Source organism: Labrys sedimenti (assembly GCF_034424805.1).
GTDB lineage: Bacteria > Pseudomonadota > Alphaproteobacteria > Rhizobiales > Labraceae > Labrys > Labrys sedimenti.
On record NZ_JAXOUF010000035.1, the window covers coordinates 1 to 21,728 of the forward strand.

Sequence of the window (21,728 nt, forward strand, 5' to 3'; positions counted from 1 at the left end):
CCCGATCTTCCAGGTCGCCGACTACGGCCTCGTCGCCGACCTCTACACCGCCTTGCCCGAACTCAAGGACGAACTCGCCAAGATCGGCAAGTAAGGAGAACGGGAAGCATCCGCCCGTCTCCATCGGGTGATTTCAATGTGCCGGTCCTCGGGGGCCGGCACATTTTTTTGGAAGATCCACGAGGCCCGAACGCCTGTTCGATGGCGTTGAAAGATCTCTCTCGGGGCTGTTCCCTCCGCTCTTGCCTTCCCTGCCGGCTCGTGGCGAATTGCGTTTCCTGTGCCGCCGCTGGAAATCCGGTTCGTATCGAAATTCCTTATCTTCGTCGCCGCACTGGCTGCGGCGCTCTATCTGGCGGCCTTCGCCGCTCTGGCCTTTGCCCAGCGCTCCTTTGTCTTCCAGCCAGGGGGTGAGGTCCTCCCGCCAGCCATAGCCGGCGCCGAGGTCCTGAAGCTGCGCACCGAAGATGGTGAGACGTTGATCGCCTGGCATGTCGCTCCCTCGCCGGGTAAGCCTCTCCTGCTCTACTTTCACGGCAATGGCGGCAATCTCACCTTGCAGACCGAGCTGCTGCGGGCTCTGACCACCGGCGGCAACGGCCTGATGGCGGTGGAATATCGCGGCTATCCCGGATCCACCGGATCGCCTTCCGAACGGGGCCTGTTGCTTGATGCCGAAGCTGCCTATGCCAAGGCGCTGGCCCTCGGCACGGCTCCCGAACGCATCGTGGTGGTGGGCCAGTCCCTGGGCTCCGGCGTGGCCGTTGCCCTGGCAGCGCGCCACGAGGTGGGCGCGGTTGTGCTCGATTCGCCCTTCACCTCGGCTCTGGCCGTGGCCTCCCGCCTCTATGGCATGTTCCCGGTGCGCTGGGTGATGCTGGACCCTTTCCCCTCCGACGAGCGCATCGTCAAGGTGAAGGCGCCACTTCTGGTCGTGCACGGCACTGCCGACGGCGTCATCCCCTTCGAGTTCGGCAAGGGCCTCTACGACCTCGCCAACCAGCCCAAGACCTTCATGCCAGTGGAAGGGGCAGGGCACCTCAGCCTCGGCTACGTCCTGCCGCAGGTGCGGACATGGATCGACGGCGTGATGCCGCGCTGATCGATTGCCTCACCGGGCCGTACGTGGCGCAAATGGGCGGGATTGGGGGAGGCAGTGTTGTGAAATATCGACAAGACTCGAAGATGGCGCGCTAGCCTTGACTCATCGAAGTGCCAGACAGGGGAGAGACCATGGAACTGCGTCACTTGCGCTATTTCATCGCTGTCGCCGAGGAACTCAGCTTCCGGGCCGCTGCCGCTCGACTTGGCGTTTCCCAGCCGCCCCTAAGCACGCAGATCCAGGACCTGGAATACGAACTCAAGACCCAGCTCTTCCTGCGCAACAAGCGGCGTGTCGAATTGACCGCTGCCGGTGTCGCCTTTCGCGATTATGCGACCGCGATCCTTGCCCAGGTGGACGAAGCCGCCGAACAGACGCATGCCATTGGCCGGGGCCAGATCGGAACGCTTGACCTTGCCACCACCGGATCGGTGCTGATGGGGCCGCTGGCGGGCCTGATCGCCCGGTTTCGCCTGCGCGTGCCGGAAGTCCAGGTGCGTATTCGCGAGATGCCGCCGCTGGAGCAGGAGGCCGCGCTTCACGCGCGCAAGATCGACATCAGCTTCTTGCGCGGACCGGTCGGCGATCCCGATCTGGTGACCGAACTGGCATGGGAGGAAAAAGTCGGCGTGGCCCTGCCGCAGTCGCATCCGCTGGCCGCCAATGAGAGGATCGAACTCTCCGAATTGAGGAACGAGCAGTTCGTTTTTCTGAGGGTGAAGAATTCCCGGTTTGCCCGCTATCTCAAGGAATGCTGCATCGAGGCCGGATTTGACCCCAATATCACCCAGCAGGTCGTCGAATCCTATTCGCTGCTCAGCCTGGTTGCTGCAGGCCTCGGCGTGGCGCTCGTGCCGGAGGCTGCCAGGGAAATGTTGCGGGCCGGTGTCGTCTACCGAGCCCTGGTGGAGCCTGCCCCGGTTGCCGATGTCATCATGCTGTATCGCTCCGATCGCAGCGCCGTGGTGAACCGATTCCTGAGTGAAACGCGCGAATATTTTCCAGTTTCGCCTCAGGCGAGACCGGAGCGCCTTTAGGCAATCTTCCGTCGACGGGACAACGACACCCGATTCCATGATACGGAATCGCGCCTTCTGGCGCCGGGATTTTGTGCTCTAAGCGTTGCCGCATACGGCGCCATTGAGATCGGGAGTGTGGCGGACGACGTTTGGGAGAACGCACTGGTACCGGACCCCTTGAGGGGACCGACAGCTCCTTCGGCAAAATCAGAAACAATGACGGCGCCGACCGTGGAGGAAATATATGCTCAGATTCTTCAGATCCCTGTTCGGGCAGGTGGTCATAGCCCTTGTTCTGGGAATAGTGGTCGGCATCCTCTGGCCGGGCTTTGCCAGCCAGTTGAAGCCGCTCGGCGATGCCTTCATCAAGCTGATCAAGATGGTGATTGCGCCCCTGGTCTTCGGCGTTGTCGTCCACGGTGTCGTCGGGGCGGGGGACCTGAAGAAGGTCGGACGGGTCGGCGTCAAGGCCATCGTCTATTTCGAAGCGGTGACGACGATCGCCCTGTGCCTGGGGCTGGTGATGGCCCATTTCTTCCAGCCGGGCGTCGGCATGAACATCGATCCGAAGGCGCTCGACGGCAGCGCCCTCGCCAACTATACCGATCATGTGCGTGAGGTCACCGGCGGGGTCGACTTCCTCCTGCGCATCATCCCGACGACGCTCACCGACGCTTTCACCAAGGGGGACATCCTCCAGGTTCTGCTCATTGCCATCCTGTTCGGCGCCGGGCTGTCCTTGCTCGGGGAACGCGGGCGGCCCGTCGCCGACTTCATCGATGTCGCCACCGATGTTCTCTTCAAGATCATCGGCTTCATTGTCCGGCTCGCCCCCCTCGGCGTGTTCGGTGCCATTGCCTTCACCGTCGGCAAATACGGCATCGGCTCCCTGCAGCAATTGGGCTATCTCGTCGTCCTGTTCTATGTCAGCGTGATCTTCTTCGTGCTGGTGGTGCTCGGCATCATCATGCGGATCGCCGGTTTCAGCCTGATCAAATTCCTGATCTATCTGCGCGAAGAACTGACGATCGTCCTGGGCACCGCCTCGTCCGACAGCGTGCTTCCGCAGGTCATGCGCAAGCTCGAGAAGATGGGGATCAAGGATTCCACTGTCGGCCTGGTCATCCCGACCGGCTATTCCTTCAATCTCGATGCCTTCTCCATCTATCTCACCCTGGCTGCGGTGTTCATCGCGCAGGCTACCAATACGCCGCTCTCGGAAACCGATCTCCTGGTCGTGCTGGGGGTCGCCCTCCTGACCTCGAAGGGGGCGCATGGCGTACCGGGATCGGCCATCGTCGTTCTCGCCGCTACCCTGTCGGCGCTGCCCGTCATTCCGGTGATCGGCCTGGTCCTGGTGCTGTCGGTCGACTGGTTCATGGGAATGGCCCGGGCGCTCGGCAATCTCATCGGAAACTGCGTTGCCACCGTCGTCATTGCCGTATGGGAAGGCGATATCGACAGAGCACAGGCCAACCGCGTCCTGAACGGCGAGCGTGCCGGCCCCTACGAGAAGACAGCCCAGGGGACCGCTCTGCCAGGCGAAGAGGCTTCCTCGTCTCGCTAGGGCATGGAAACTGCATCTTAGCTGAACGCGCTCTGCTTCCTCAGCCTCCCTCCGCGTCCTGCAGGGGGAGGTTTTTCTTTGGTGGCACAGCCGGCAGTGGCAATCCGACAGGTCCGAATAGCCCTCTGCTATCGATCGATTTTGGCGATAATAAATATCTCAATAATATCACCCGATCCGAATGATATATTGGACGTATAAGAGGAACGGCAACATAACGAGGGAGCGTCCGCAAAACAACGGGAGGGAGAACCGGTGTCTGCTTTGGAAGCACTCGATCAACATCTGGGAGGCATCGCCGGCGACACGCAGGGACTGCCATTCGGCAATCCCCGCCAATTTCGCGAGGATCGCGATGGTGCCGTCGGTCATGGTTGCGTCCAGGCCGTGTTGCGAGCCCTGTCGATCCTCAAATGTATTGCCCAGGACCCGCGCGGCATGACGCTTTCGGAAGTCGTTCGCGGCACGAGCCTGGCTCCATCGACGACGCATCGCCTGCTCACGACGCTGCAGAGCGAAGGCTTCGTGCAATTCGAGGCTACGGCCTTGCGCTGGTTCGTGGGCCCCAGCGCCCATCTGGTGGGCATCGCCTGCCAACCGCAAAGGCGGCAGGCGCTTTCATAGGGGAGAGACGCGCCGGGGGGATCGCCATGCCGCCTGACTGGTCTGGGCACCGGCGCGGGACAGGACGATCAGGTCGTCGCTACACGCTTCGGCAGGACGAGATCACCGACGGTGTAAGTGTGAAATTCGCTCCTGGAAACCTCGTCGAGCTGGCGGAATTTTTCCACGAATACGGGATCGGAAAAGAACTCTCCGACATTGTCGGCGCCCTGGATTGCCTCGATGTTGACGACTGTCAGTCCGTCCGTGCTCCTGGCCAGGGTGCTCCACAGGAAGCCTTCCTTGTGCTCGGCGACAAAGTGCACCACATCCTGGATGACCGCGAAGGCCTCCTCCTGCTTGCCGGGATGGGCGTGAATGACGTTGACGACGAAGGTCGTCGGCACAGGGGCAGCGGAAAAAGCAGCCGGGGATTTGGTGTCCATAAGTGTCTCCGATGAAAACGCGGCGGGCTGGCCGCGGCCACATCTGGATATCGATGGCAAAATAGCGGATAAATGGTCCGGTAATCGCATCACATCGGAAATTTATTCCGTAATTGTCACTTATGGACCGGCTCGGAACACTCAGCATCTTCATCCAGGCGGCCGAAGCCGGAAGCTTCGTGGCCGCGGGGCAGCGCCTTGGCCTGTCGGGGTCGGCCGTCGGCAAGGCGATCGCCCGGCTCGAGGAGGAGATGGGTGCGCGCCTGTTCCATCGCTCGACCCGGAGCATGGCGCTAACCGAGGAGGGGGGCTTCTTCCTCGATACTTGCCGACGCATCCACTCCGAGTTCGAGACCGCGAAAGCGCAATTGTCGCGGTCGCAGGCAATCCCGCGGGGGCAGTTGCGCGTGAGCCTGCCGCTCGCCGGTATGCTGCTGATGCCGACGATCGCGGCCTTCATGGCGGCCTATCCTGAGATCGATCTCGATCTCGATTTTACGGACCGGCTGGTCGATGTGATCGAGGAAGGTTTCGATGCGGTAATCCGTACCGGCGAAGTCAGGGACACGCGCCTGATGAGCCGCAAACTCGGGACCTTCAAGCACAGGATCGTTGCGGCGCCCGCCTATCTCGCCGCCAATGGTACGCCGAACGTGCCGGAGGATTTGCTCGTCCATCGCTGCCTGCACCATCGCTATGCCAATTCGGGCAGGCTCGAACCCTGGCCGCTGGTGCGGGACGGACGTGAACTCAAGCTCGACCTGCCCCAGACCACGATCGCGAGCACGCTGGAGCCCCTGATCTATCTGGCCGAGCAGGCCTTCGGCATCACCTGCCTGCCGCCCTTTGCCGTTGCTTCGGAACTGGCACGGGGCAGCCTGACGTCGCTGCTGGAAGACCATATGGCCGAGGCCGGGACCTTCCGCGTGCTGTGGCCGAGCAATCGGTATCTCTCCCCCAAAGTACGGGTCTTCGTCGACTATATGGCCGCCAGCCTGTTCGCTGCATAATTGCCGCCATCGAAGAATGCCGCCGAAGGGTGGACAGGTCAGGCTGCATCCGGAATGCGGGCGACCACCTTGATCTCGAACTCGAAGCCCGCGAGCCAGTTCACGCCGATTGCCGTCCAGTTCGGGTAGGGGCGGCGGTCGAAGATCCGGTTTTTCACGGCCATGATGGTCTCGAACTGGTTTTCGGGATCGGTGTGGAAGCTGGTCACGTCGACGATGTCGTCGAAGCCGCAACCCGCCGCCTTCAGCGTTGCCCTCAGATTGTCGAAAGCCAATTGCACCTGACGCTCGAAGTCGGGTTCCGGCGTGCCGTCGGGGCGGCTGCCGACCTGGCCTGACACGAATAGAAGGTCGCCCGATCGGATCGCCGCCGAATAGCCGTGCGCCTCGTAGAGCGCATGCCGGTCCGCCGGGAAAACTGCCTCACGCTGTGCCATGTCTTCAGTCCTCTTCTTCGTGGTCCGGGGGGCAGGGCATGCGGATCTCGATCGATGCCGCAAGGGCTTCACACCACCCCGTCGCATTTGATATACGTTACGTATCTCGAATTATTGACATGCGTGTCGTATGTCAACCTAGATACGACGCGTATATGAAAGGAACTGCGATGGCTGCCAGACGCCGGGCCGAGACGATGGAGGAGAACCGCGCCAAGTTGATCGCGGCTGCGCGCAGGGCGTTTGCGAGAACCGGCTATGCTGCGGCATCGATGGATGAGTTGACGGCGGAGGCCGGCCTGACGCGTGGGGCGCTCTACCATAATTTCGGCGACAAGCGCGGGCTTCTGGCCGCCGTGGTCAACCAGATCGACGCCGAGATGGCGGCGCGCGCGCATCAGGCGGCCACCCAGGCCCCGGACGAATGGGAAGGTCTGCTGATCGAGGGCGTGGCCTATATCGAGATGGCGCTCGATCCGGAAGTGCAGCGCATCGTTCTGCTGGATGGCCCGGCGGTCCTCGGCGATCCCTCGCTATGGCCGAGCCAGAACAATTGCCTGCAGGTGACGAAGCGAACGGTCGAACGCCTGATCGGGCAAGGCATCATGAAACCGCTGGATGCCGAGGCCGCGGCCCGGCTCCTGAGCGCTGCTGCGCTCAATGCGGCCCTGTGGATCGCCGCGAGCGAGGATCCCGAGAAGGTCTTGCCGAAGGCCGTGGAGACTTTTCGCGCCCTGGCGACAGGTCTGCGCCAGCCCTAGAGCATCGCGCCGAAAAGTGGGTACCGGTTTTCGGCAAAAGAGATGCGACAACAAGAACTTACAGCATCGAACCTGATTCACAAATCAGGCTCGACGCTGTAGAGCAGAACGGATTGGCTCGACCGTCTTTGCGATTTGAAGTGACGCAGGCAAATCGCAAAACGCTTTGAAATGCTTCTCTCATGCAGTTGGAATGTCGCCGGATTTGTTACTCCCACCTCCTCGGCCGCCAGTGGCAGAGTTGCGGTCGCCGGCTGAAAACGAGGCTCGGCCGAATGGGAGGCGTGCGATGACGATTCCGGCTGGAAATGTCGGCAGGGAAGAGGAGGTCGGCGAGGCCGCTCCTCGGCCGCCATGCCATGTTTGCGCGGAACGAAATTTCTGATAGCATTTTGCAACCAGAATAATTTTGCAACCGCATGTCGGATCGGCAGTTGCTCGTGCGTCCTTGAGGTATCGCCGCGACAGGCCTGGAGCAAATGCGCTCGGACGTGAACGCTCGTTTGTTCTCACATCCTGTTTTGTCGCGTCCTTGCGTTTCCCGTCCTTTCCGATGGGGCGCGGGACGCGATGCAGCCCGCGGCACAGGAACGGGTGGAGCATGATGGACAAGACTTCCTATCGTTGGGTGATCGTCGCCGCCGGCGGCTTGCTCGGATGCGTTGCCATCGGCGCGATGTTTTCGCTGCCGGTTTTCCTCAAACCCATGTCGGCGGCGACCGGCTGGTCGGTGACCGGCATTTCCACCGCCATGACCTTCGGCTTCCTGGCGATGGCGCTGGCCAGCATGGTCTGGGGCAATTTGTCGGATCGCTTCGGTCCGCGCCCGGTGGTGCTGGCCGGCGCCATCCTGCTCGCCGCCAGCCTGGCCCTGGCCAGCCAAGCCGGATCGCTGGTCGAGTTCCAGCTCGTCTTCGGCGTGCTGGTGGGCGTGGCGGTCGCCGCCATGTTCGCGCCGATGATGGCCTGCGTCACCGGCTGGTTCGACACCCAGCGCAGCCTGGCCGTATCGCTGGTCTCGGCCGGCATGGGCATGGCGCCGATGACCATGGCACCGCTTGCCGCCTGGCTGGTCACCATCCATGACTGGCGGACGTCGATGCTGATCATCGCAGCCATCGCAGCCGCCGTCATGATTCCGACCTCTCTGCTGCTGCGCCGGCCGCCTGCCCTGGAGCAGGGCAACGAAGCGGCGCTGGCCGACGAGCCGCAATCGGATATGACGTTGCGCCAGGCGGTACGCTCGCCGCAGTTCATCGTGCTGATGCTGGCCAACTTTTTCTGCTGCGCCACGCATTCGGGGCCGATCTTCCACACGGTGAGCTATGCCGTGACCTGCGGCATCCCGATGATCGCCGCCGTCACCATCTACAGCGTCGAAGGCCTGGCCGGCATGTTCGGGCGCATCGGTTTCGGCGTGATGGGCGACCGCTTCGGCGCCCAGCGCATGCTGGTGATCGGGCTGTTCGCCCAGGCGTTCGGTGTGCTGTTCTACGCCTTTGCCGGCCAGCTCGGCCAGTTCTACGCCGTAGCCGTGGTAGTTGGCTTCATCTATGCCGGCGTGATGCCGCTCTATGCCGTGATCGTGCGCGAGAACTTCCCGCTCAAGATGATGGGCACCATCATCGGTGGCACGGCGATGGCCGGCAGCCTGGGCATGTCGCTTGGCCCGCTGCTGGGTGGCATGATCTACGACTACTTCAATACCTATATGTGGCTCTATGTCGGCTCCTGGAGCATGGGCATCGCGGCGACGCTGATCGCCCTGACCTTCCGTCCTTTCGCCAAACCGCGGGAGCAATTGGCCCCCGCCGGGTGAGAGCCTTCGATACCGCGCCGGCGTCGAGGGGACCTTGGGCCCCTCGACACGCCGGTAGCACCAAAGGAAGCCCTTGATCCGGCGCGGAGCCACGTTACGAATCCGGTTGATGGAGAAAATTTAGAACCGGAGGCCCTCTCCATGCCATCATTCGTGAGGTGGAAGACGCCCGTTCTCGTGGCAGTGGTCGCGATCGCCTTCCTGGCGTCATGGATCGTCCTCTCGCCCTACCGATCCGCCTGCACCACGGAGGTCGTGGCTGCGGAACAGGCCATGCGGGCTTCGGATCAAGAGTTGAGAACCGTCAGTGTGACCGACAAGGCCGCCATCTGCCAGGTCTACCGACGGCGTGTCGACGCGCTGAAAACGGCGGCGCCCGTCATGCGGCGATGCGGGACGGCCCAACTGAATCCCGATGCCGACTGGTCGGCAAGGGTGACCGAGCTCGGTTTTTACCAAGGGCTCGTCGCGCAGCAATGCGGCTGAATCCACTTCGGCCTTCACGATCCATGCCGTGGGGCTTTCGCTAGCCCCTCTGCAGGGCGAGGTGGACGCCCATGCCGACCAGGATCGCCCCGCCAACGCGGCGCATCAGCCGCTGCGCGCCGGAGGAGCGCTTGAGCCGGCCGATGATCACGGCGGCCAGCATCACGACCACGATATCGACGAGGCCGAACAAGACATTGGCGACCGTGCCCAGGATGGCAAATTGCAGCCAGAGCGGGAAAGAGGCAGCGCCATCGACGAATTGCGGCAGGAAGGCCAGGAAAAACAGCGCGGTCTTCGGGTTGAGGACCTCGACGGTGATGCTTTGCACGAAGGCCTGGCGGGCCGAGCGGCCGCTGCTGCCGATCGTTCCGGCATCGGCGCCTTGCCGCGCCCGGAACAGGCTGATGCCGAGCCAGATCAGGTAGAGGGCGCCGGCGAGCTTGACGCCGGCATAGACGATGGGCACCGCATGGAACAGCACCGACAGGCCGGCGGCCGCAGCGGCGACATGAGCATAGGCACCCAGATGCAGGCCGAGCGCCGCCATCAGCCCGGCTTGGCGCCCGCCCGCCATGGTCCTGGCTGCGGCATAGAGCATGGAGGGGCCGGGCAGCACGGAAAACAGGGCCGTCGTGACGATGAAGGCGAGCAACACGTCATAGGAGGGCATATCGTCGGCTTTCGTCGGCTGCGGGATTGGGCGGCGACCATAGCACCGGATATCGGTTCTGTCGCAAGCCGCGACGGGGCCGCGACGCATTCTCGTCTCTTGCCGGGGCCGCCCGTCAGCGTCCCAACTGCGCCTCGATCGCCGCCTTGTCGATGATCGACCATACCGAGACGATCTTCTCCGCCTCGAAGGCGTAGAACACATTCTCCGTGAACGCGACCTTGCGCCCGTCGAGCTTCAGGCCGAGGAAGCCGGACTTCGGTGTGCAATCGAAAGCGAGCCGGGCCGCCACAAGGGGCGGCTCGCAGACCAGGAGCTCGATGTGGAAGGCGAGGTCGGGAATGTCCTCGAAATCCTTGATGAGCATGCCGCGATAGCCTGACAGCCCCAACTGGCGGCCATTGTGCTCGACCCTCTCATCGACATGGCGCCCAAGTTCGTTCCAGTCCTGCCGGTTGAGGCAGGCGACATAGGCCCGGTAGAGATCGGCGAGCGTTGCGGCGTCCATCGGACTGGCTCCTCATCTCTTTCGGATGGCATCACGCCGGCAGCGTGAGGACGAGCGGTCCGGTGCGGGTCGCCACCACCGTATGCTCATACTGCACGGTCGGGGCGCGGGGCTCGCTGAACAGCGTCCAGGGGTCCTCGCCATCCGCCGCCCATTCTGCGCCCAGGGAAAGGAACGGCTCCACGGTGAACACCAGGCCCTCCTGCATCTTGCGGCGTTCCGAACGGTCCGGCCAGGTCGCGAGTTCCTTGGGCTCTTCATGCAGCGACCGGCCGACGCCGTGGCTGGCGAGGTTGCGCACCAGCGTATAGCGGTTCTTGCGGGCAAACTCGCCGATGGCATTGCCGATATTGGCGAGTGGCAGGCCGGCGCCCACCTGGCGGATGCCCGTCCACATCGCCCGCTTGCCGTCCCTGAGGAGGCGCTGGGTGGCCTTGGAGACCGGCTCTACCGCGAAGGACGCACCGGTATCGGCGAAAAAGCCGTCCTTTTCGGCGGAGACGTCGATATTCACGAGGTCGCCCGGCTCGATCCGGCGCTGGCCGGGGATGCCATGGGCGATCTCCTCGTTGACGCTGATGCAGGTCGCGCCGGGAAAACCGTAGCAAAGCTCGGGCGCGGAGCGGGCGCCCTCCCGTTCGAGGAGCCTGCGGCCGATCGCGTCGAGCTCGGCCGTGGAGATGCCCGGTTCGAGCGCAGCCCCCATCGCCGCCAGCGTATTGGCGACGATGCGGCCGATCTCCCTGAGCTTGAGCAACTCGTCTTCGTTCGAAATGGTCATGCGGGCCAGTATAATTGAGATAATGGAGTGCGGGGAACCCTAGAGCAAAGCGCGTTCACACACGAACGCTTGTTTGCTCCAACTCTTTGTTCCGACGCGTCTTTGCGATTTTCGGTGATTCCGAGCAATCGCAAAACGCTTTAAGGCCAGCCCGACGATAGGAGCAATAGGGATCCGGGCCAATCCAGGCCAGACTCGGGATCGTCATCAAACCATCGCATCGAACGAGGGGGGAGGGTGACGGAAGTGGTATGATTACACTTCGAAACGGTTTGACTTGACGAGTTTTCAGCCTATTCATGGAAATGGGGCAATGCTGCGTAGTCGAGCAAGGCGTTGTGCGGCAGGAAAAGCTGGGAATGCGGGCATGAGAACGATCTTTGTGCTGTTGGCGGGCGGTATTGTGGCAGTATCGATCCTGCCGGTAGGGGCGACAGAACTGAATTACACTTCGCTGATCGGCAAATGGAAGGTGCAAGGCGTCAAGGTTTCTGGCAGCGGAGTCCAGGCGCTGGTCAACAACGATCCGCAATATATGGGTGCGGAGGTCGAATTCGCCGCCGACAAGATCACCTGGCTTAGGGGTACCAAGGCCAAGCCGCTCGACCAGAGCGATAATTGCAAAGCGATCCCGAAGCTGACCCCGGCCGACCGAAACGATCCCGACAGCGGCTATCGCGTCAAGGGCGGCTTCAATGTGCTGTGTGGCTCGGCCCAGTGGGGGCCCGGCGCAGTGGTCAGGCCGGTACAGGCCGACACCGTTTCGCTCTATTGGTATGATGGCGGCATCCTGACTTTGAAGCGCGAAGGCGTGGCCGCCGCTCCGGCCGCGCCCGCCGCCGCGACGCAGGCTGCCGCGTCCGGCACGCCCAGCACGGCCGATTGCAGCAATGCCTCCACCCAGGCCGACATGAACGAATGCGCCGACAAGGCCTTCAAGGCTTCCGATGCTGCGCTCAACGCCACCTATAAGCAGATCGAGCAGCGCCTGAAGGACAGTGCCGACGCCAAGAAGCTGCTGATCACCGCGCAGCGCGCCTGGCTGGCCTTCCGCGACGCCGAATGCGCTTTCGCGACATCCGGTTCCTCGGGAGGCAGCATCTATCCCATGGTCTACTCCATGTGCCTGGACACGGTCACGCAGGCCCGCACCAAGGGCCTGCAAACCTATCTGAGTTGCGGGGAGGGGGACGCGAGCTGCCCGGTTCCCGCAAGCAACTGACCGTCTCCGCCGTTTGACGCTGATGACCGCAATGGAGCTCGAGATGACACGTGTTCTTGTCGCTCTTGGTGCCCTGGCCCTTCTGGCTGGTTGCAAGACCGCCGAGCAGCAGCGCGCCATCGATATGACGAACGATAACCGTCAATGTCAGGCTCAGGGCTTTGCGCCCGGTTCACAAGCGCTGGCCCAGTGCATGACCGCTGCCGCTCAGTCGCGCGCCGCCGACCTGGCGAGACAGGCCGCTGCGCAACAGGCTTGGTTCGACAGGAACGATGCCAATTTCCGGGCTAGGCAGCAAAGGGCCAACACCAACGGCAACACTAATAGTTGGTCTCAGTCGTCGAATAATCAGAACATCGATACCAGACCGCAGTTCGACAAGCAGGGCAATCCCAACTTCGACAGCCAGGGCAATTATCAGGGCTGCCATGGCATTGGCTGCCAGGTTGACAATCCCGATAACAACGACGATTCGAACTGAGCCGGGGCGCGGCCAGCCTGTTTTTGGTACACCCGATCTGGAGATCGACAGACCGGGCTTGAGCGTCCTGTCTGCAGCGTCAGCGCGGATGGTCGCCGGTCGCCGTCATTTCTGCGAAAATCCAGTCGCGAAAGACCTTGACCTTGCGTTGGCGGATCGCTTCGGGCGGATAGACCAGATAGAAGCTCGACCGCGATTTCACGGCATGGCCGAAGGGGCGCACCAGCCTCCCGGACGCCAGGTCACCGGCGACCAGCATGGTGCGGCCGAGCACCACGCCTTCGCCCTGCACGGCGGAGTCGACGGCGAAGGAATAGGAATCGAAGGTCAGCCCGGCCTGCGGATCGACACCCTCGATCCCGGCACTGGCCAGCCAGTTCGCCCAGTTGATCGGAAAGCCGTCATGGATCAGCGCATGGTGCTTGAGATCCTCGGGCTGGCGCAGCGGGTGCGAGCCTGTCAATAATTTCGGGCTGCAGACCGGGAACACCTCCTCGCCTGTGAGGAATTCGACGCTCAGCCCTGGATAGTCGCCTCCGCCATAGCGAATGGCGACATCGATGCCGTCGCCATGGAAATTGGTGAGCTTGCCGGTGGTCGAGACCCTGACGTCGATGTCGCCATGCGCGCGGTGAAAGCGATAGAGGCGTGGCACCAGCCAGCGGCCGGCAAAGCCGTCCGAGGTGCTGACATTCAAGGTGGAAGCCGAGTGGCGGGAAGTCGCCGCCGCTGTGGCAGCCGTGACCAAAGCAAGCGCCTCGCGCACCGCCCTGGCATAGGGTTCGCCCACCGTCGTCAGCCGTACCGACCGGGTGTCGCGCTCGAACAGCAGTACGTCGAGCTGCTCCTCCAGATGCTTGACCGCCCGGCTGACGGCGCCATGGGTGACGTTGAGCTCCTCGGCCGCGCGGGAAAAACTGAGATGCCGGGCCGCGGCCTCGAAGCTCGGCAAGGCGTTGAGCGGGGGAAGCCTGCGAGCCATCGCGATCCGTAGCCTGAGATCTGATTTGTGATTATTAGTCACAAATTTTTGCCAAATCATGGTTTGTCTGTCGAGGGTTTTCTGATCACTTTGCCACGAGATTTGTGATCAATCCGCATGAGAGTGTCATGGCCAGCATCCGCCCCTTCCTCTGGTTCGACAAGAATGCGCAAGAGGCGCGCGACTTCTATCTCTCGGTCTTCCGTAACGGCCGGGCTCTGGAGGATATCGTCCTCACCGACTTCGTCGCCGGTACGAACAAGACCGTGCCTCACGCCGTCCACGACTTCGAACTCGAGGGGCTGCGCCTGACGGCATTGAACGCGGGGGCGATGCCCCCCTTCAATGAAAGGCTCTCGCTTTATATCGAGACCTCCGACCAGGCCGAGACCGACTATTACTACCAGGCGCTTACGGCCGATGGCGGCTCCGAAAAGCCCTGCGGCTGGCTGACGGACAAATATGGCGTCTATTGGCAGGTCGTCCCGGAGATCACGCTGCGGCTGATGGCCGATCCCGACCGCAAGAAGGCGGATCGGGTTCGGCAGGCCATGTACAAGATGAGCAAGATCATCGTCGCCGATCTCGAAGCGGCCTATGCCGGCCAAACCTGACCCATCCCCTTGAACGCAGACAATCGGAGGTTTCCCATGGCAGCGCTCACGGGACAGAAGATCGTCGTCGTCGGCGGCGGTTCCGGCATTGGCCTTGGCGTCGCCAGGGCGGCCGTCGAGAATGGTGCGGAAGTGGTGATCGTCGGCCGCTCGCCCGACAAGTTGCGGGCCGCGGAGCAAAGCCTCGATGCGGGGCTACAGGTGCGATCCGTCGTGGCCGACATGACGGAGGAGGCCGATCTTGACCGGCTCTTCCGGAATGCCGGCGCCTTCGATCACCTGGTGTCGACGGCCGGAACGCCGCCGCCAGCCGACCCTATCGAAGGCACCGACATGGCGATGGTGCGGCGCTTCGTCGACAACAAGCTGATCGGCGCCGTCATGCTGGCCAAGCACGCCGCGGCCACGCTGAGACGTGACGGCTCGATGACCTTCACCTCCGGAATCAACAAGGACCGGCCACCGGTTCCGGGAGGCGCGGTCGTTTCGGCCATCGCCGGTTCGTTCAGCTTTTTCGCACGCGCCCTGGCACTGGAACTGGCGCCGAGGCGCGTGAACATCGTCTCACCCGGCTGGGTGGATACGCCGATGTGGGACGAGATCGTCGGGGAGGCCAAGACCGGCTTCTTCACAGATATGGCGGACCGCCTGCCGGTGGGCAGGATCGCGACCCCCGCAGATATCGCTCCAGCCTATCTCTATCTGATGGCGAGTGCCTTCACCACGGGCGAGACCATCCATATCGATGGCGGGCATGGCTTGATCTAAGGAAACTATGGTTTAGTCGAGCCGCATTTTTCCAGGCAGCCCGTTTCATGATATTCTTCCGGCAGATCGGGCCGTATGGGACGCGCTCCTCCTCGTGAGAGGCCGACGTCCGAATGCGACCATTTCGACCGACAGGCCTGCAGGAAAGCTGCGACTGCGGTCTTCCCACGCGCCGATTGCCTCGATAAGATCGAGCAAATGGCAGGGAACTGGAAATGACGGTGGATATCAGGACGGTCGGGATTGTGGGCGCCGGGCAAATGGGCAGCGGCATCGCGCATGTCGCCGCTCTGGCCGGATTGAACGTGGTGCTCAACGACGTGTCGGAAGATCGGGTCAACAATGGCTTGGCTACCGTCAACGGCAATCTCAAGCGCCAGGTCTCCAAGGGCGTCATCACCCAGGCCCAGAACGACGAAGCGCTCTCCCGCATCAAGGCCGAGCCCAATGTGGAGGGGCTGGGCGTCTGCGATCTGGTGATCGAAGCCGCCACCGAGAACGAGGCCGTCAAGGTCAAGATCTACGGCAATGTCTGCCCGCATCTGAAGCCGGAGGCGATCCTCGCCACCAACACGTCGTCGATTTCGATCACGCGGCTGGCCGCGGCTACCGACCGGCCGGAGCGCTTCATCGGCATTCATTTCATGAATCCGGTGCCGGTGATGCAGCTCGTCGAGATCATCCGCGGCATCGCCACCGATGACGGCACCTTCGAATCCGCCAAGGGCTTCATCACCAAGCTCGACCGCCAGGTCGCGGTCGCCGAGGATTTTCCGGCCTTCATCGTCAACCGCATCCTGCTGCCGATGATCAACGAGGCGATCTATACGCTCTATGAGGGCGTCGGCACGGTCGAATCCATCGACATGGCGATGCGGCTCGGCGCCAACCATCCGATGGGGCCGCTGCAGCTCGCGGATTTCATCGGCCTCGACACCTGCCTGTCGATCATGCAGGTGCTGCATGAGGGCCTGGCCGATTCCAAATACCGGCCCTGCCCCTTGCTGGTGAAATATGTCGAGGCCGGTTGGCTCGGCCGCAAGGTCAAGCGCGGCTTCTACGATTATCGCGGCGAAAAACCGGTGGCGACGCGCTGACCTCGAGCGCCATTTTTCCCAATCTCGAAAGGTGCGGCTGTCCTTCCTCGCAAGGGGAGAAGGCAACCGCGCCTTTTCTATGCCCTGGCTGCGCGGGAGGGAGGGCGCTCCTGACCGGCATATCTTCTGTTAACCCTGCTCGGCTATGAAGAAGCTCTGCCCTTTTGAGGCCAAAACTTCGGATTAAGTTCGGAGCACATAGTGCTGATGTGGTTAATCGGACACGCCGTCCGACAATCGTGCGGCAAGACTGTGGCGGCCATACCGCGCAGCCCGGTCGCGTGATAGAGGGCTGCCTATGATCCCTTTTTGTGCCGGACCTTACGTTTCGGCAACCAGCGTGGAAGTTCCTGCTATGAAGCAGCCTACCCCTCTTGTTCTGGCCGCCGTTTCCGTTTTGGCCCTGGTTCTGGCCTCGCCGGCACTGGCACAGGACAGCACTCCGCCCACAGCGGACATTCCGGTCGCTGCGCCTGCAGCTCCTGAGGCACCTGCTGCCCCCTCCGCTCCCGCTGCTGCTGCAGAGGCGCCCCAGCCCGCCAGCCCCGCCCCGGCGCCGGCCGCGCAGGCTGCTCCCGAACCGACCACTCCCGCCCCGACGACGGCCGCGGTCCCCGATGCCTCGGTACCTGCCGCTCCCGCTTCTCCGACAGCCCCGTCGGCGGCCGACAATGTTGCGCCCGCGACGCCTGCCGCTACGCCGGCCAAGCCCAAGGTCGCCAAGAAGCCGGTTCCGGCCGGGCCTTCCTATGCCGCCTCGACGCCGATCAAGATCCCGGCCACGCCGTGGTCTTCGATGCCGACCTTCGATGCCGGCTCGCTCGACCGTCTCAACGGTCTGTCGCAATATTATGCCCAGATCGCGCGCAATGGCGGCTTCCCCGCTGCCCCGCCTGCCGGGCTGTCCCAGGGCGCCACGGGCAGTGCCGTGCTGGCGTTGCGCCAGCGCCTGGTGATGGAGAAGGATCTGCCGGAATCCGAGCGCGACAATCCCAAATGGGATGCCAGGCTCACCACTGCCGTCAGCCGCTTCCAGCAGCGCTACGGCCTGCAGGCCACCGGCAAGATCGATGAGCGCACCCGTGCCCAGATGGCTGTCTCCGTGCAGCACCGCCTAGTCCAGATCGGCCACAACATGGAGCGCGTCGGCGCCCGCTTCATCGATTTCAACCGCCGCTATGTGGTGGTGAACATTCCGAGCGCCCAGGTCGAGGCCATCGAGAATGGTGAGGTGGCGCGCCGCTATATCGCCGTGGTCGGCCGTCCGCAGAATCCCTCGCCCGAGGTTGACGCCACCATCAGCGCCATCAACTTCAATCCGACCTGGACGGTGCCGCAATCCATCATCAAGAAGGAAATCGGCCCGCATATGGTGCGCGATCCCTCCTATCTCTCCCGTCAGAGAATGTCGGTGATCGACGGCTCGGGCCGTACCATCGATCCCAAGACGATCGACTGGTCGAGTGGCAAGGCCGCCAACTACACCATCCGTCAGGCCTATGGGGCCGGCAACTCGCTCGGCCAGTTGCGCATCCAGATGCCGAACTCGGATTCGGTCTACATGCATGACACGCCGTCCAAGCGCCTGTTCGGCTCGGTCGACCGCTTCTTCTCGCATGGCTGCGTGCGCGTGCAGGGCGTGAATGACCTCGCCGCTTGGCTGCTCGGCTCGGGTTGGGACGCCAAGCGTGTAGGCCAGGAAATCGCGACCGGTGCCCGCAAGGACCAAGCCATCCCGGACCGTGTGCCGGTGCACTGGGTCTACATGACCGCCTATGTCACGCCGGACGGCACCGCCCATTTCCGTCCCGACATCTATAATCTCGACTTCGGTTCGGCCGCGCGCATTGCCGATGCGCAGGTGGTCAATCCCTACTGATCGGGCCGATTTTCGGATCCATGAAAAGGTACAGCCCGTCTTCGCCCGTGAGGGCGAAGACGGGCTGTACCTTTTTCTGCCTATCTCAGTTCTTGTCTTCGACGGCCGCGCTTTCCGCATCCGTTTCGGAGCGGTCGAGCAGGGCGAGCATCGCCTTGCGGGCACCGTCGGCATCGCCGGCGAGGATCGGCTCGGCCACCGCGCGGTGCATCGGCACCGTGTAGGGCAGCAGCACATTGCCGGCACGCGAGACCTTGAAGGACACGGCGAGCGAAGCCTCGATCGCCGGCTGGAACGCGGCCAGCAGCACATTGTTGGTGGCCCGCACGATGGCGCGGTGGAAGGCGAGATCCGCGTCGATGGAAAGCTGGATGTCCTCGGCATTGGCCATCGCCTCGAAGGTTTCTGCGATGGCGGCCCGCTGCTCCGGCGTGGCGCGTAGCGCGGCGAGGGCCGCGGCCTCCGGCTCGATCATCCGGCGCAGCTCGAACAGGTCCTTGACGAAGCTCTTGGTGGCGCCGCCAGAGGTCTGCCAGACCAGCACGTCGACGTCGAGCCGGTTCCAATTGGCATGGGGCTGCACGATGGTGCCGCGGCGCGGGGTGGAGGAGAGCAGGCCCTTGCCGGCCAGAAGCTTGATGGCCTCGCGCAGCGAGGCGCGGGAGACGTCGAGCTCGCGCGAGAGGTCGGCCTCCGTCGGCAGTGCCATGCCGACCGCCCATTCCCCGGCAACGATGCGCTGGCCGATCAGCGCTGCCGCCTGGCTGTGGCGGGTTTGTGCTGCACCGGAGCGAGAGCGGCTTGCGCTGCGTGCCATGGACGACCCCTTGTTTTATCCGAAACAGGTTTTGCGCGATCCGTTGGTTTGATTGTCTGCCAAAGCCGACGTTTCATGTTCCCAGGTCTATTTGTTGCATTCCTCCTACCATACCGCCAAGCCCTAAGATCGCCCCGATGAGCTTAGCCACAAGATAGAGTCGCAAAGAATAGAAAGGTTCGGATCTGGGCTGTGATCACGATTGCCATGCGCGAACACTCCCCTGGGCCATGTAGTGACGTTGTGTCCGGGGAGGCGACACCTATATGCTCGCCGCGCTTGTTTCATGTTGTTGTAAGGATTCGCTCGTGCCCCGTTTCATTCCGGCCATTGCCGTTCTTGCCGCCCTGCTGGCATCGCCCGCGCGGGCCGACGACACCCTGGCCTCCCTTGATGCGGGCGGGCTCGTGCTCACCAAGACGGACAAGATCGCTCTCGTCTCGGAGGACCTTTATCTGTCCATCAAGGCAGTGAAGATCAGCTACCGTTTCCGCAATCTCACCAATGCCGACTACGAGGCGCTGGTGGCCTTTCCGATGCCCGATATCTCCGGGCAGGGACCGGCCGGCATTACCGACATTCCGGATCCTACCAGCGACAATTTCCTGAAATTCACCACCAAGGTCGACGGCAAGCCGGTCGACTCGCAGGTGGAGCAGCGTGTCTTCCTGCTGGAGGAGGGCAAGCCCGATGTCGAGATCACCGATAGGCTGAAGGCGCTCAAGCTTCCGCTGCTGCCGACCGTGGAGGCGACGGAGAAAGCCATCAATGCCCTCAGCGAAGTTGATCGCAAGGCGCTCGTCGATGCAGGCATCGTCTACAAAGACAGCTACAATGATGACAAGGGCGAGCGCCAAGTCTACTACCCATCCTGGACCCTGCGCTCGAAATTCTGGCGCAAGCAGGTGTTCCCGGCCGGCAAGGACGTGATCGTCCAGCAGGACTACGTGCCCAGCCACGGCGGCGTCTCGTCTCTGGTATTCGGATCGCCGGATCTCGATGCCAAGCAGCGCAAGTCCTATGAGAAGGATTTCTGCACCGATGCGGCCTTCACAAAGGCGGCGGCAGCCTTGCGCAAGCGCGCCGCGGCCGATGAGGGCAAGACCTTCGTCAGCTACGAACAATATCTGGCCTATGTTATCACCTCAGGCGGCAACTGGGCTGGCCCGATCGGCGATTTCCGCCTGGTGGTCGACAAGGGCGACCCGAAGACGCTGGTGTCCTTCTGCGGCGAAGGCGTGAAGAAGATCGGCCCGACCACGTTCGAGATGGTGGTGAAGAACTACGTACCCAAGACCGATATCAAGGTGCTGCTGCTGGTGAGCGAGGAGCAGAAGTGATGTGATCTGGCGGGACGGGCGCCGGCCGGGAACGCCCTGCCGGCTCCGATCTGCCACCGCTGCTTCGTGTTTGCGCTTGTCGAACGGCGTTGGCCGCATTAGGCCGTGTTGACCGGTACGATGGCCTTGCCACCGCGCCTCCCACCACGCTTCAGCTCCGTCCCGCCATGCCCGAACTCAGTTCCTTCCGTCGCATCGTCGTCAAGATCGGCTCCTCCCTCCTGGTCGACCAGGCCAAGGGCAAGCTGCGCCGCGACTGGCTGACTTCCCTGGTCGCCGATCTCGCCCGTCATACCCAGCGCGGCGCCGAGGTGATCGTCGTCTCCTCAGGCGCCATCGCCTTGGGTCGCACGCTCCTGCACCTGCCCAAGGGCCCGTTGGCGCTGGAATCGAGCCAGGCGGCGGCGGCCGTCGGCCAGGTCGGCCTGGCGCAGGCCTGGGCCGAGACCTTGAGCGCGCAGGGCCTGACGGCAGCCCAGATCCTGGTCACGCTCGGCGATACCGAGGAGCGCAAGCGCTATCTCAACGCCCGGCGCACCATCGACAAGCTCCTGGAAATGAACTGCGTGCCGGTGGTGAACGAGAACGACACCGTCGCCACCACCGAGATCCGCTATGGCGATAATGACCGGCTGGCGGCCCGCGTCGCCACCATGGCCGGGGCGGATTGCCTGGTGCTGCTCTCCGACATCGACGGCCTTTATACCGCTCCGCCGCATCTCGACCCTGCCGCCACCCTGATCCCGGTGGTGCAGCGCATCACAGCCGCGATCGAGGGCGTGGCCGGCGATGCCGGCTCCGAGCTCTCGCGCGGGGGCATGCGCACCAAGGTCGAGGCAGCCAAGATCGCGGTCGGCGGCGGCACCACCATGGTGATCGCCTCGGGCAAGGTGGATTCGCCCCTGCTGCGCATCGAGGAAGGGGGTCCCTGCACCTGGTTCCTGACGCCGTCCAATCCCGTCACCGCCCGCAAGAAATGGATCGTCGGCCATCTCGAACCGCGGGGCACGCTGCATGTGGATGCTGGCGCCGCCAAGGCGCTACGCGGGGGCGCCAGCCTACTGCCGGCCGGGGTGAAGCGGGTGGAGGGTACCTTCTCGCAGGGGGACGCGGTGATCATCCGCGATCCCTCCGGCGCCGAGATCGGCCGCGGCCTGGTGGCCTACGACATCGGCGAGGCGGCGCAGATTGCCGGCAAGAAGAGCCGCAGCATCGAGGACATTCTCGGCTGGGCCGGCCCCAGCGAGATGATCCATCGCGACGACATGGCCCTGTTCAGCCGTTTCGAGGACCTCAGCACCGTGACGGTTGAGTAG

Annotated in this window: 23 protein-coding genes; 16 read left to right on the top strand and 7 right to left on the bottom strand. The window is 63.2% G+C overall.

What is annotated here, in order from left to right:
* The first annotated feature begins 280 nt into the window (after positions 1-280).
* The 4 genes from U1R88_RS33740 to U1R88_RS33755 all read left to right on the top strand — a co-directional run bounded on the left by U1R88_RS33740 (position 281) and on the right by U1R88_RS33755 (position 4,312).
* Positions 281-1,102 carry an alpha/beta hydrolase gene (locus U1R88_RS33740; RefSeq protein WP_322435255.1) on the top strand — a complete coding sequence of 274 codons (822 nt, stop codon included), beginning with the start codon at positions 281-283 and terminating at the stop codon, positions 1,100-1,102.
* 131 nt (positions 1,103-1,233) lie between these two features.
* Positions 1,234-2,139, top strand: a complete 906-nt coding sequence (locus tag U1R88_RS33745) for a LysR family transcriptional regulator (RefSeq protein WP_322435256.1) — start codon at positions 1,234-1,236, stop codon at positions 2,137-2,139.
* Positions 2,140-2,365: 226 nt separating this feature from the next.
* Positions 2,366-3,688, top strand: coding sequence for a dicarboxylate/amino acid:cation symporter (locus U1R88_RS33750; RefSeq protein ID WP_082980036.1), 1,323 nt, complete (start codon positions 2,366-2,368; stop codon positions 3,686-3,688).
* Between the two features lie 255 nt (positions 3,689-3,943).
* The gene (locus tag U1R88_RS33755; protein WP_322435257.1) at positions 3,944-4,312 is read left to right on the top strand and encodes a helix-turn-helix domain-containing protein; all 369 of its coding nucleotides are present in this window, start codon (positions 3,944-3,946) and stop codon (positions 4,310-4,312) included.
* Between the two features lie 68 nt (positions 4,313-4,380).
* Here U1R88_RS33755 and U1R88_RS33760 read toward each other — a convergent pair whose 3' ends face one another.
* A complete protein-coding gene (locus tag U1R88_RS33760; protein WP_322435258.1) occupies positions 4,381-4,737 on the bottom strand; it encodes an antibiotic biosynthesis monooxygenase in 357 nt (118 codons plus the stop codon).
* A 122-nt stretch (positions 4,738-4,859) separates the two neighbouring features.
* Here U1R88_RS33760 and U1R88_RS33765 point away from each other — a divergent pair, with 122 nt between their 5' ends.
* Complete coding sequence (locus U1R88_RS33765) at positions 4,860-5,747, top strand: LysR family transcriptional regulator (RefSeq protein ID WP_322435282.1); 888 nt, start codon at positions 4,860-4,862, stop codon at positions 5,745-5,747.
* Positions 5,748-5,785: 38 nt separating this feature from the next.
* Here the strand turns inward: U1R88_RS33765 and U1R88_RS33770 are convergent, their stop codons facing one another.
* Entirely contained in the window at positions 5,786-6,184 is a 399-nt protein-coding gene (locus U1R88_RS33770) for a RidA family protein (protein ID WP_322435259.1), read from the bottom strand.
* 170 nt (positions 6,185-6,354) lie between these two features.
* Here U1R88_RS33770 and U1R88_RS33775 point away from each other — a divergent pair, with 170 nt between their 5' ends.
* The 3 genes from U1R88_RS33775 (at position 6,355) to U1R88_RS33785 (ending at position 9,250) form a co-directional block, all read left to right on the top strand.
* Positions 6,355-6,945, top strand: a complete 591-nt coding sequence (locus U1R88_RS33775) for a TetR/AcrR family transcriptional regulator (RefSeq protein WP_311935648.1) — start codon at positions 6,355-6,357, stop codon at positions 6,943-6,945.
* Between the two features lie 604 nt (positions 6,946-7,549).
* Positions 7,550-8,764, top strand: coding sequence for an MFS transporter (locus U1R88_RS33780; protein WP_322435283.1), 1,215 nt, complete (start codon positions 7,550-7,552; stop codon positions 8,762-8,764).
* A 141-nt stretch (positions 8,765-8,905) separates the two neighbouring features.
* Positions 8,906-9,250, top strand: coding sequence for a hypothetical protein (locus U1R88_RS33785; RefSeq protein WP_322435260.1), 345 nt, complete (start codon positions 8,906-8,908; stop codon positions 9,248-9,250).
* A gap of 40 nt (positions 9,251-9,290) precedes the next feature.
* Here the strand turns inward: U1R88_RS33785 and U1R88_RS33790 are convergent, their stop codons facing one another.
* The 3 genes from U1R88_RS33790 to map all read right to left on the bottom strand — a co-directional run bounded on the left by U1R88_RS33790 (position 9,291) and on the right by map (position 11,212).
* On the bottom strand, positions 9,291-9,923 hold the full coding sequence (locus U1R88_RS33790) for a LysE family translocator (RefSeq protein ID WP_322435261.1): 633 nt from the start codon (positions 9,921-9,923) through the stop codon (positions 9,291-9,293).
* Positions 9,924-10,038: 115 nt separating this feature from the next.
* A complete protein-coding gene (locus U1R88_RS33795) occupies positions 10,039-10,431 on the bottom strand; it encodes an ester cyclase (RefSeq protein WP_322435262.1) in 393 nt (130 codons plus the stop codon).
* 31 nt (positions 10,432-10,462) lie between these two features.
* A complete protein-coding gene (map, locus tag U1R88_RS33800) occupies positions 10,463-11,212 on the bottom strand; it encodes a type I methionyl aminopeptidase (RefSeq protein ID WP_322435263.1) in 750 nt (249 codons plus the stop codon).
* A 367-nt stretch (positions 11,213-11,579) separates the two neighbouring features.
* Between map and U1R88_RS33805 the strand changes: the two genes are divergently transcribed.
* Positions 11,580-12,434 (top strand): lysozyme inhibitor LprI family protein, encoded by an 855-nt coding sequence (locus U1R88_RS33805; protein ID WP_322435264.1) that lies wholly within the window; start codon positions 11,580-11,582, stop codon positions 12,432-12,434.
* Positions 12,435-12,477: 43 nt separating this feature from the next.
* Positions 12,478-12,915, top strand: coding sequence for a hypothetical protein (locus U1R88_RS33810; protein WP_322435265.1), 438 nt, complete (start codon positions 12,478-12,480; stop codon positions 12,913-12,915).
* A 79-nt stretch (positions 12,916-12,994) separates the two neighbouring features.
* On the opposite strand, the gene gcvA is transcribed toward U1R88_RS33810, so the two are convergent.
* The gene (gcvA, locus tag U1R88_RS33815) at positions 12,995-13,897 is read right to left on the bottom strand and encodes a transcriptional regulator GcvA (protein ID WP_322435266.1); all 903 of its coding nucleotides are present in this window, start codon (positions 13,895-13,897) and stop codon (positions 12,995-12,997) included.
* 128 nt (positions 13,898-14,025) lie between these two features.
* Between gcvA and U1R88_RS33820 the strand changes: the two genes are divergently transcribed.
* From U1R88_RS33820 to U1R88_RS33835, 4 genes are all read left to right on the top strand, one after another.
* Positions 14,026-14,511 carry a VOC family protein gene (locus U1R88_RS33820; protein WP_322435267.1) on the top strand — a complete coding sequence of 162 codons (486 nt, stop codon included), beginning with the start codon at positions 14,026-14,028 and terminating at the stop codon, positions 14,509-14,511.
* A gap of 36 nt (positions 14,512-14,547) precedes the next feature.
* Positions 14,548-15,279: an SDR family oxidoreductase gene (locus tag U1R88_RS33825; RefSeq protein ID WP_322435268.1), complete on the top strand. Its 732-nt coding sequence runs from the start codon at positions 14,548-14,550 to the stop codon at positions 15,277-15,279.
* Between the two features lie 215 nt (positions 15,280-15,494).
* A complete protein-coding gene (locus U1R88_RS33830) occupies positions 15,495-16,376 on the top strand; it encodes a 3-hydroxybutyryl-CoA dehydrogenase (RefSeq protein ID WP_068294372.1) in 882 nt (293 codons plus the stop codon).
* A gap of 355 nt (positions 16,377-16,731) precedes the next feature.
* Complete coding sequence (locus U1R88_RS33835) at positions 16,732-18,255, top strand: L,D-transpeptidase family protein (protein WP_322435269.1); 1,524 nt, start codon at positions 16,732-16,734, stop codon at positions 18,253-18,255.
* A gap of 85 nt (positions 18,256-18,340) precedes the next feature.
* On the opposite strand, the gene U1R88_RS33840 is transcribed toward U1R88_RS33835, so the two are convergent.
* A complete protein-coding gene (locus tag U1R88_RS33840; protein WP_322435270.1) occupies positions 18,341-19,072 on the bottom strand; it encodes a FadR/GntR family transcriptional regulator in 732 nt (243 codons plus the stop codon).
* Between the two features lie 308 nt (positions 19,073-19,380).
* On the opposite strand from U1R88_RS33840, the gene U1R88_RS33845 reads away from it, so the two are divergent.
* Both U1R88_RS33845 and proB read left to right on the top strand, forming a co-directional pair.
* Positions 19,381-20,412, top strand: coding sequence for a DUF4424 family protein (locus U1R88_RS33845; RefSeq protein ID WP_322435271.1), 1,032 nt, complete (start codon positions 19,381-19,383; stop codon positions 20,410-20,412).
* A gap of 167 nt (positions 20,413-20,579) precedes the next feature.
* Complete coding sequence (gene proB, locus U1R88_RS33850) at positions 20,580-21,728, top strand: glutamate 5-kinase (protein WP_322435272.1); 1,149 nt, start codon at positions 20,580-20,582, stop codon at positions 21,726-21,728.

Excerpts from the sequence above, each read along its gene's own strand:
- U1R88_RS33745 (WP_322435256.1), top strand. The coding sequence starts at position 1,234 with ATGGAACTGCGTCACTTGCGCTATTTCATCGCTGTCGCCGAGGAACTC.
- U1R88_RS33750 (WP_082980036.1), top strand. The coding sequence starts at position 2,366 with ATGCTCAGATTCTTCAGATCCCTGTTCGGGCAGGTGGTCATAGCCCTT.
- U1R88_RS33760 (WP_322435258.1), bottom strand. The coding sequence starts at position 4,737 with ATGGACACCAAATCCCCGGCTGCTTTTTCCGCTGCCCCTGTGCCGACG.
- U1R88_RS33765 (WP_322435282.1), top strand. The coding sequence starts at position 4,860 with ATGGACCGGCTCGGAACACTCAGCATCTTCATCCAGGCGGCCGAAGCC.
- U1R88_RS33770 (WP_322435259.1), bottom strand. The coding sequence starts at position 6,184 with ATGGCACAGCGTGAGGCAGTTTTCCCGGCGGACCGGCATGCGCTCTAC.
- U1R88_RS33775 (WP_311935648.1), top strand. The coding sequence starts at position 6,355 with ATGGCTGCCAGACGCCGGGCCGAGACGATGGAGGAGAACCGCGCCAAG.
- U1R88_RS33780 (WP_322435283.1), top strand. The coding sequence starts at position 7,550 with ATGGACAAGACTTCCTATCGTTGGGTGATCGTCGCCGCCGGCGGCTTG.
- U1R88_RS33785 (WP_322435260.1), top strand. The coding sequence starts at position 8,906 with ATGCCATCATTCGTGAGGTGGAAGACGCCCGTTCTCGTGGCAGTGGTC.
- U1R88_RS33790 (WP_322435261.1), bottom strand. The coding sequence starts at position 9,923 with ATGCCCTCCTATGACGTGTTGCTCGCCTTCATCGTCACGACGGCCCTG.
- U1R88_RS33795 (WP_322435262.1), bottom strand. The coding sequence starts at position 10,431 with ATGGACGCCGCAACGCTCGCCGATCTCTACCGGGCCTATGTCGCCTGC.
- map (WP_322435263.1), bottom strand. The coding sequence starts at position 11,212 with ATGACCATTTCGAACGAAGACGAGTTGCTCAAGCTCAGGGAGATCGGC.
- U1R88_RS33805 (WP_322435264.1), top strand. The coding sequence starts at position 11,580 with ATGAGAACGATCTTTGTGCTGTTGGCGGGCGGTATTGTGGCAGTATCG.
- U1R88_RS33810 (WP_322435265.1), top strand. The coding sequence starts at position 12,478 with ATGACACGTGTTCTTGTCGCTCTTGGTGCCCTGGCCCTTCTGGCTGGT.
- gcvA (WP_322435266.1), bottom strand. The coding sequence starts at position 13,897 with ATGGCTCGCAGGCTTCCCCCGCTCAACGCCTTGCCGAGCTTCGAGGCC.
- U1R88_RS33820 (WP_322435267.1), top strand. The coding sequence starts at position 14,026 with ATGGCCAGCATCCGCCCCTTCCTCTGGTTCGACAAGAATGCGCAAGAG.
- U1R88_RS33825 (WP_322435268.1), top strand. The coding sequence starts at position 14,548 with ATGGCAGCGCTCACGGGACAGAAGATCGTCGTCGTCGGCGGCGGTTCC.
- U1R88_RS33830 (WP_068294372.1), top strand. The coding sequence starts at position 15,495 with ATGACGGTGGATATCAGGACGGTCGGGATTGTGGGCGCCGGGCAAATG.
- U1R88_RS33835 (WP_322435269.1), top strand. The coding sequence starts at position 16,732 with ATGAAGCAGCCTACCCCTCTTGTTCTGGCCGCCGTTTCCGTTTTGGCC.
- U1R88_RS33840 (WP_322435270.1), bottom strand. The coding sequence starts at position 19,072 with ATGGCACGCAGCGCAAGCCGCTCTCGCTCCGGTGCAGCACAAACCCGC.
- proB (WP_322435272.1), top strand. The coding sequence starts at position 20,580 with ATGCCCGAACTCAGTTCCTTCCGTCGCATCGTCGTCAAGATCGGCTCC.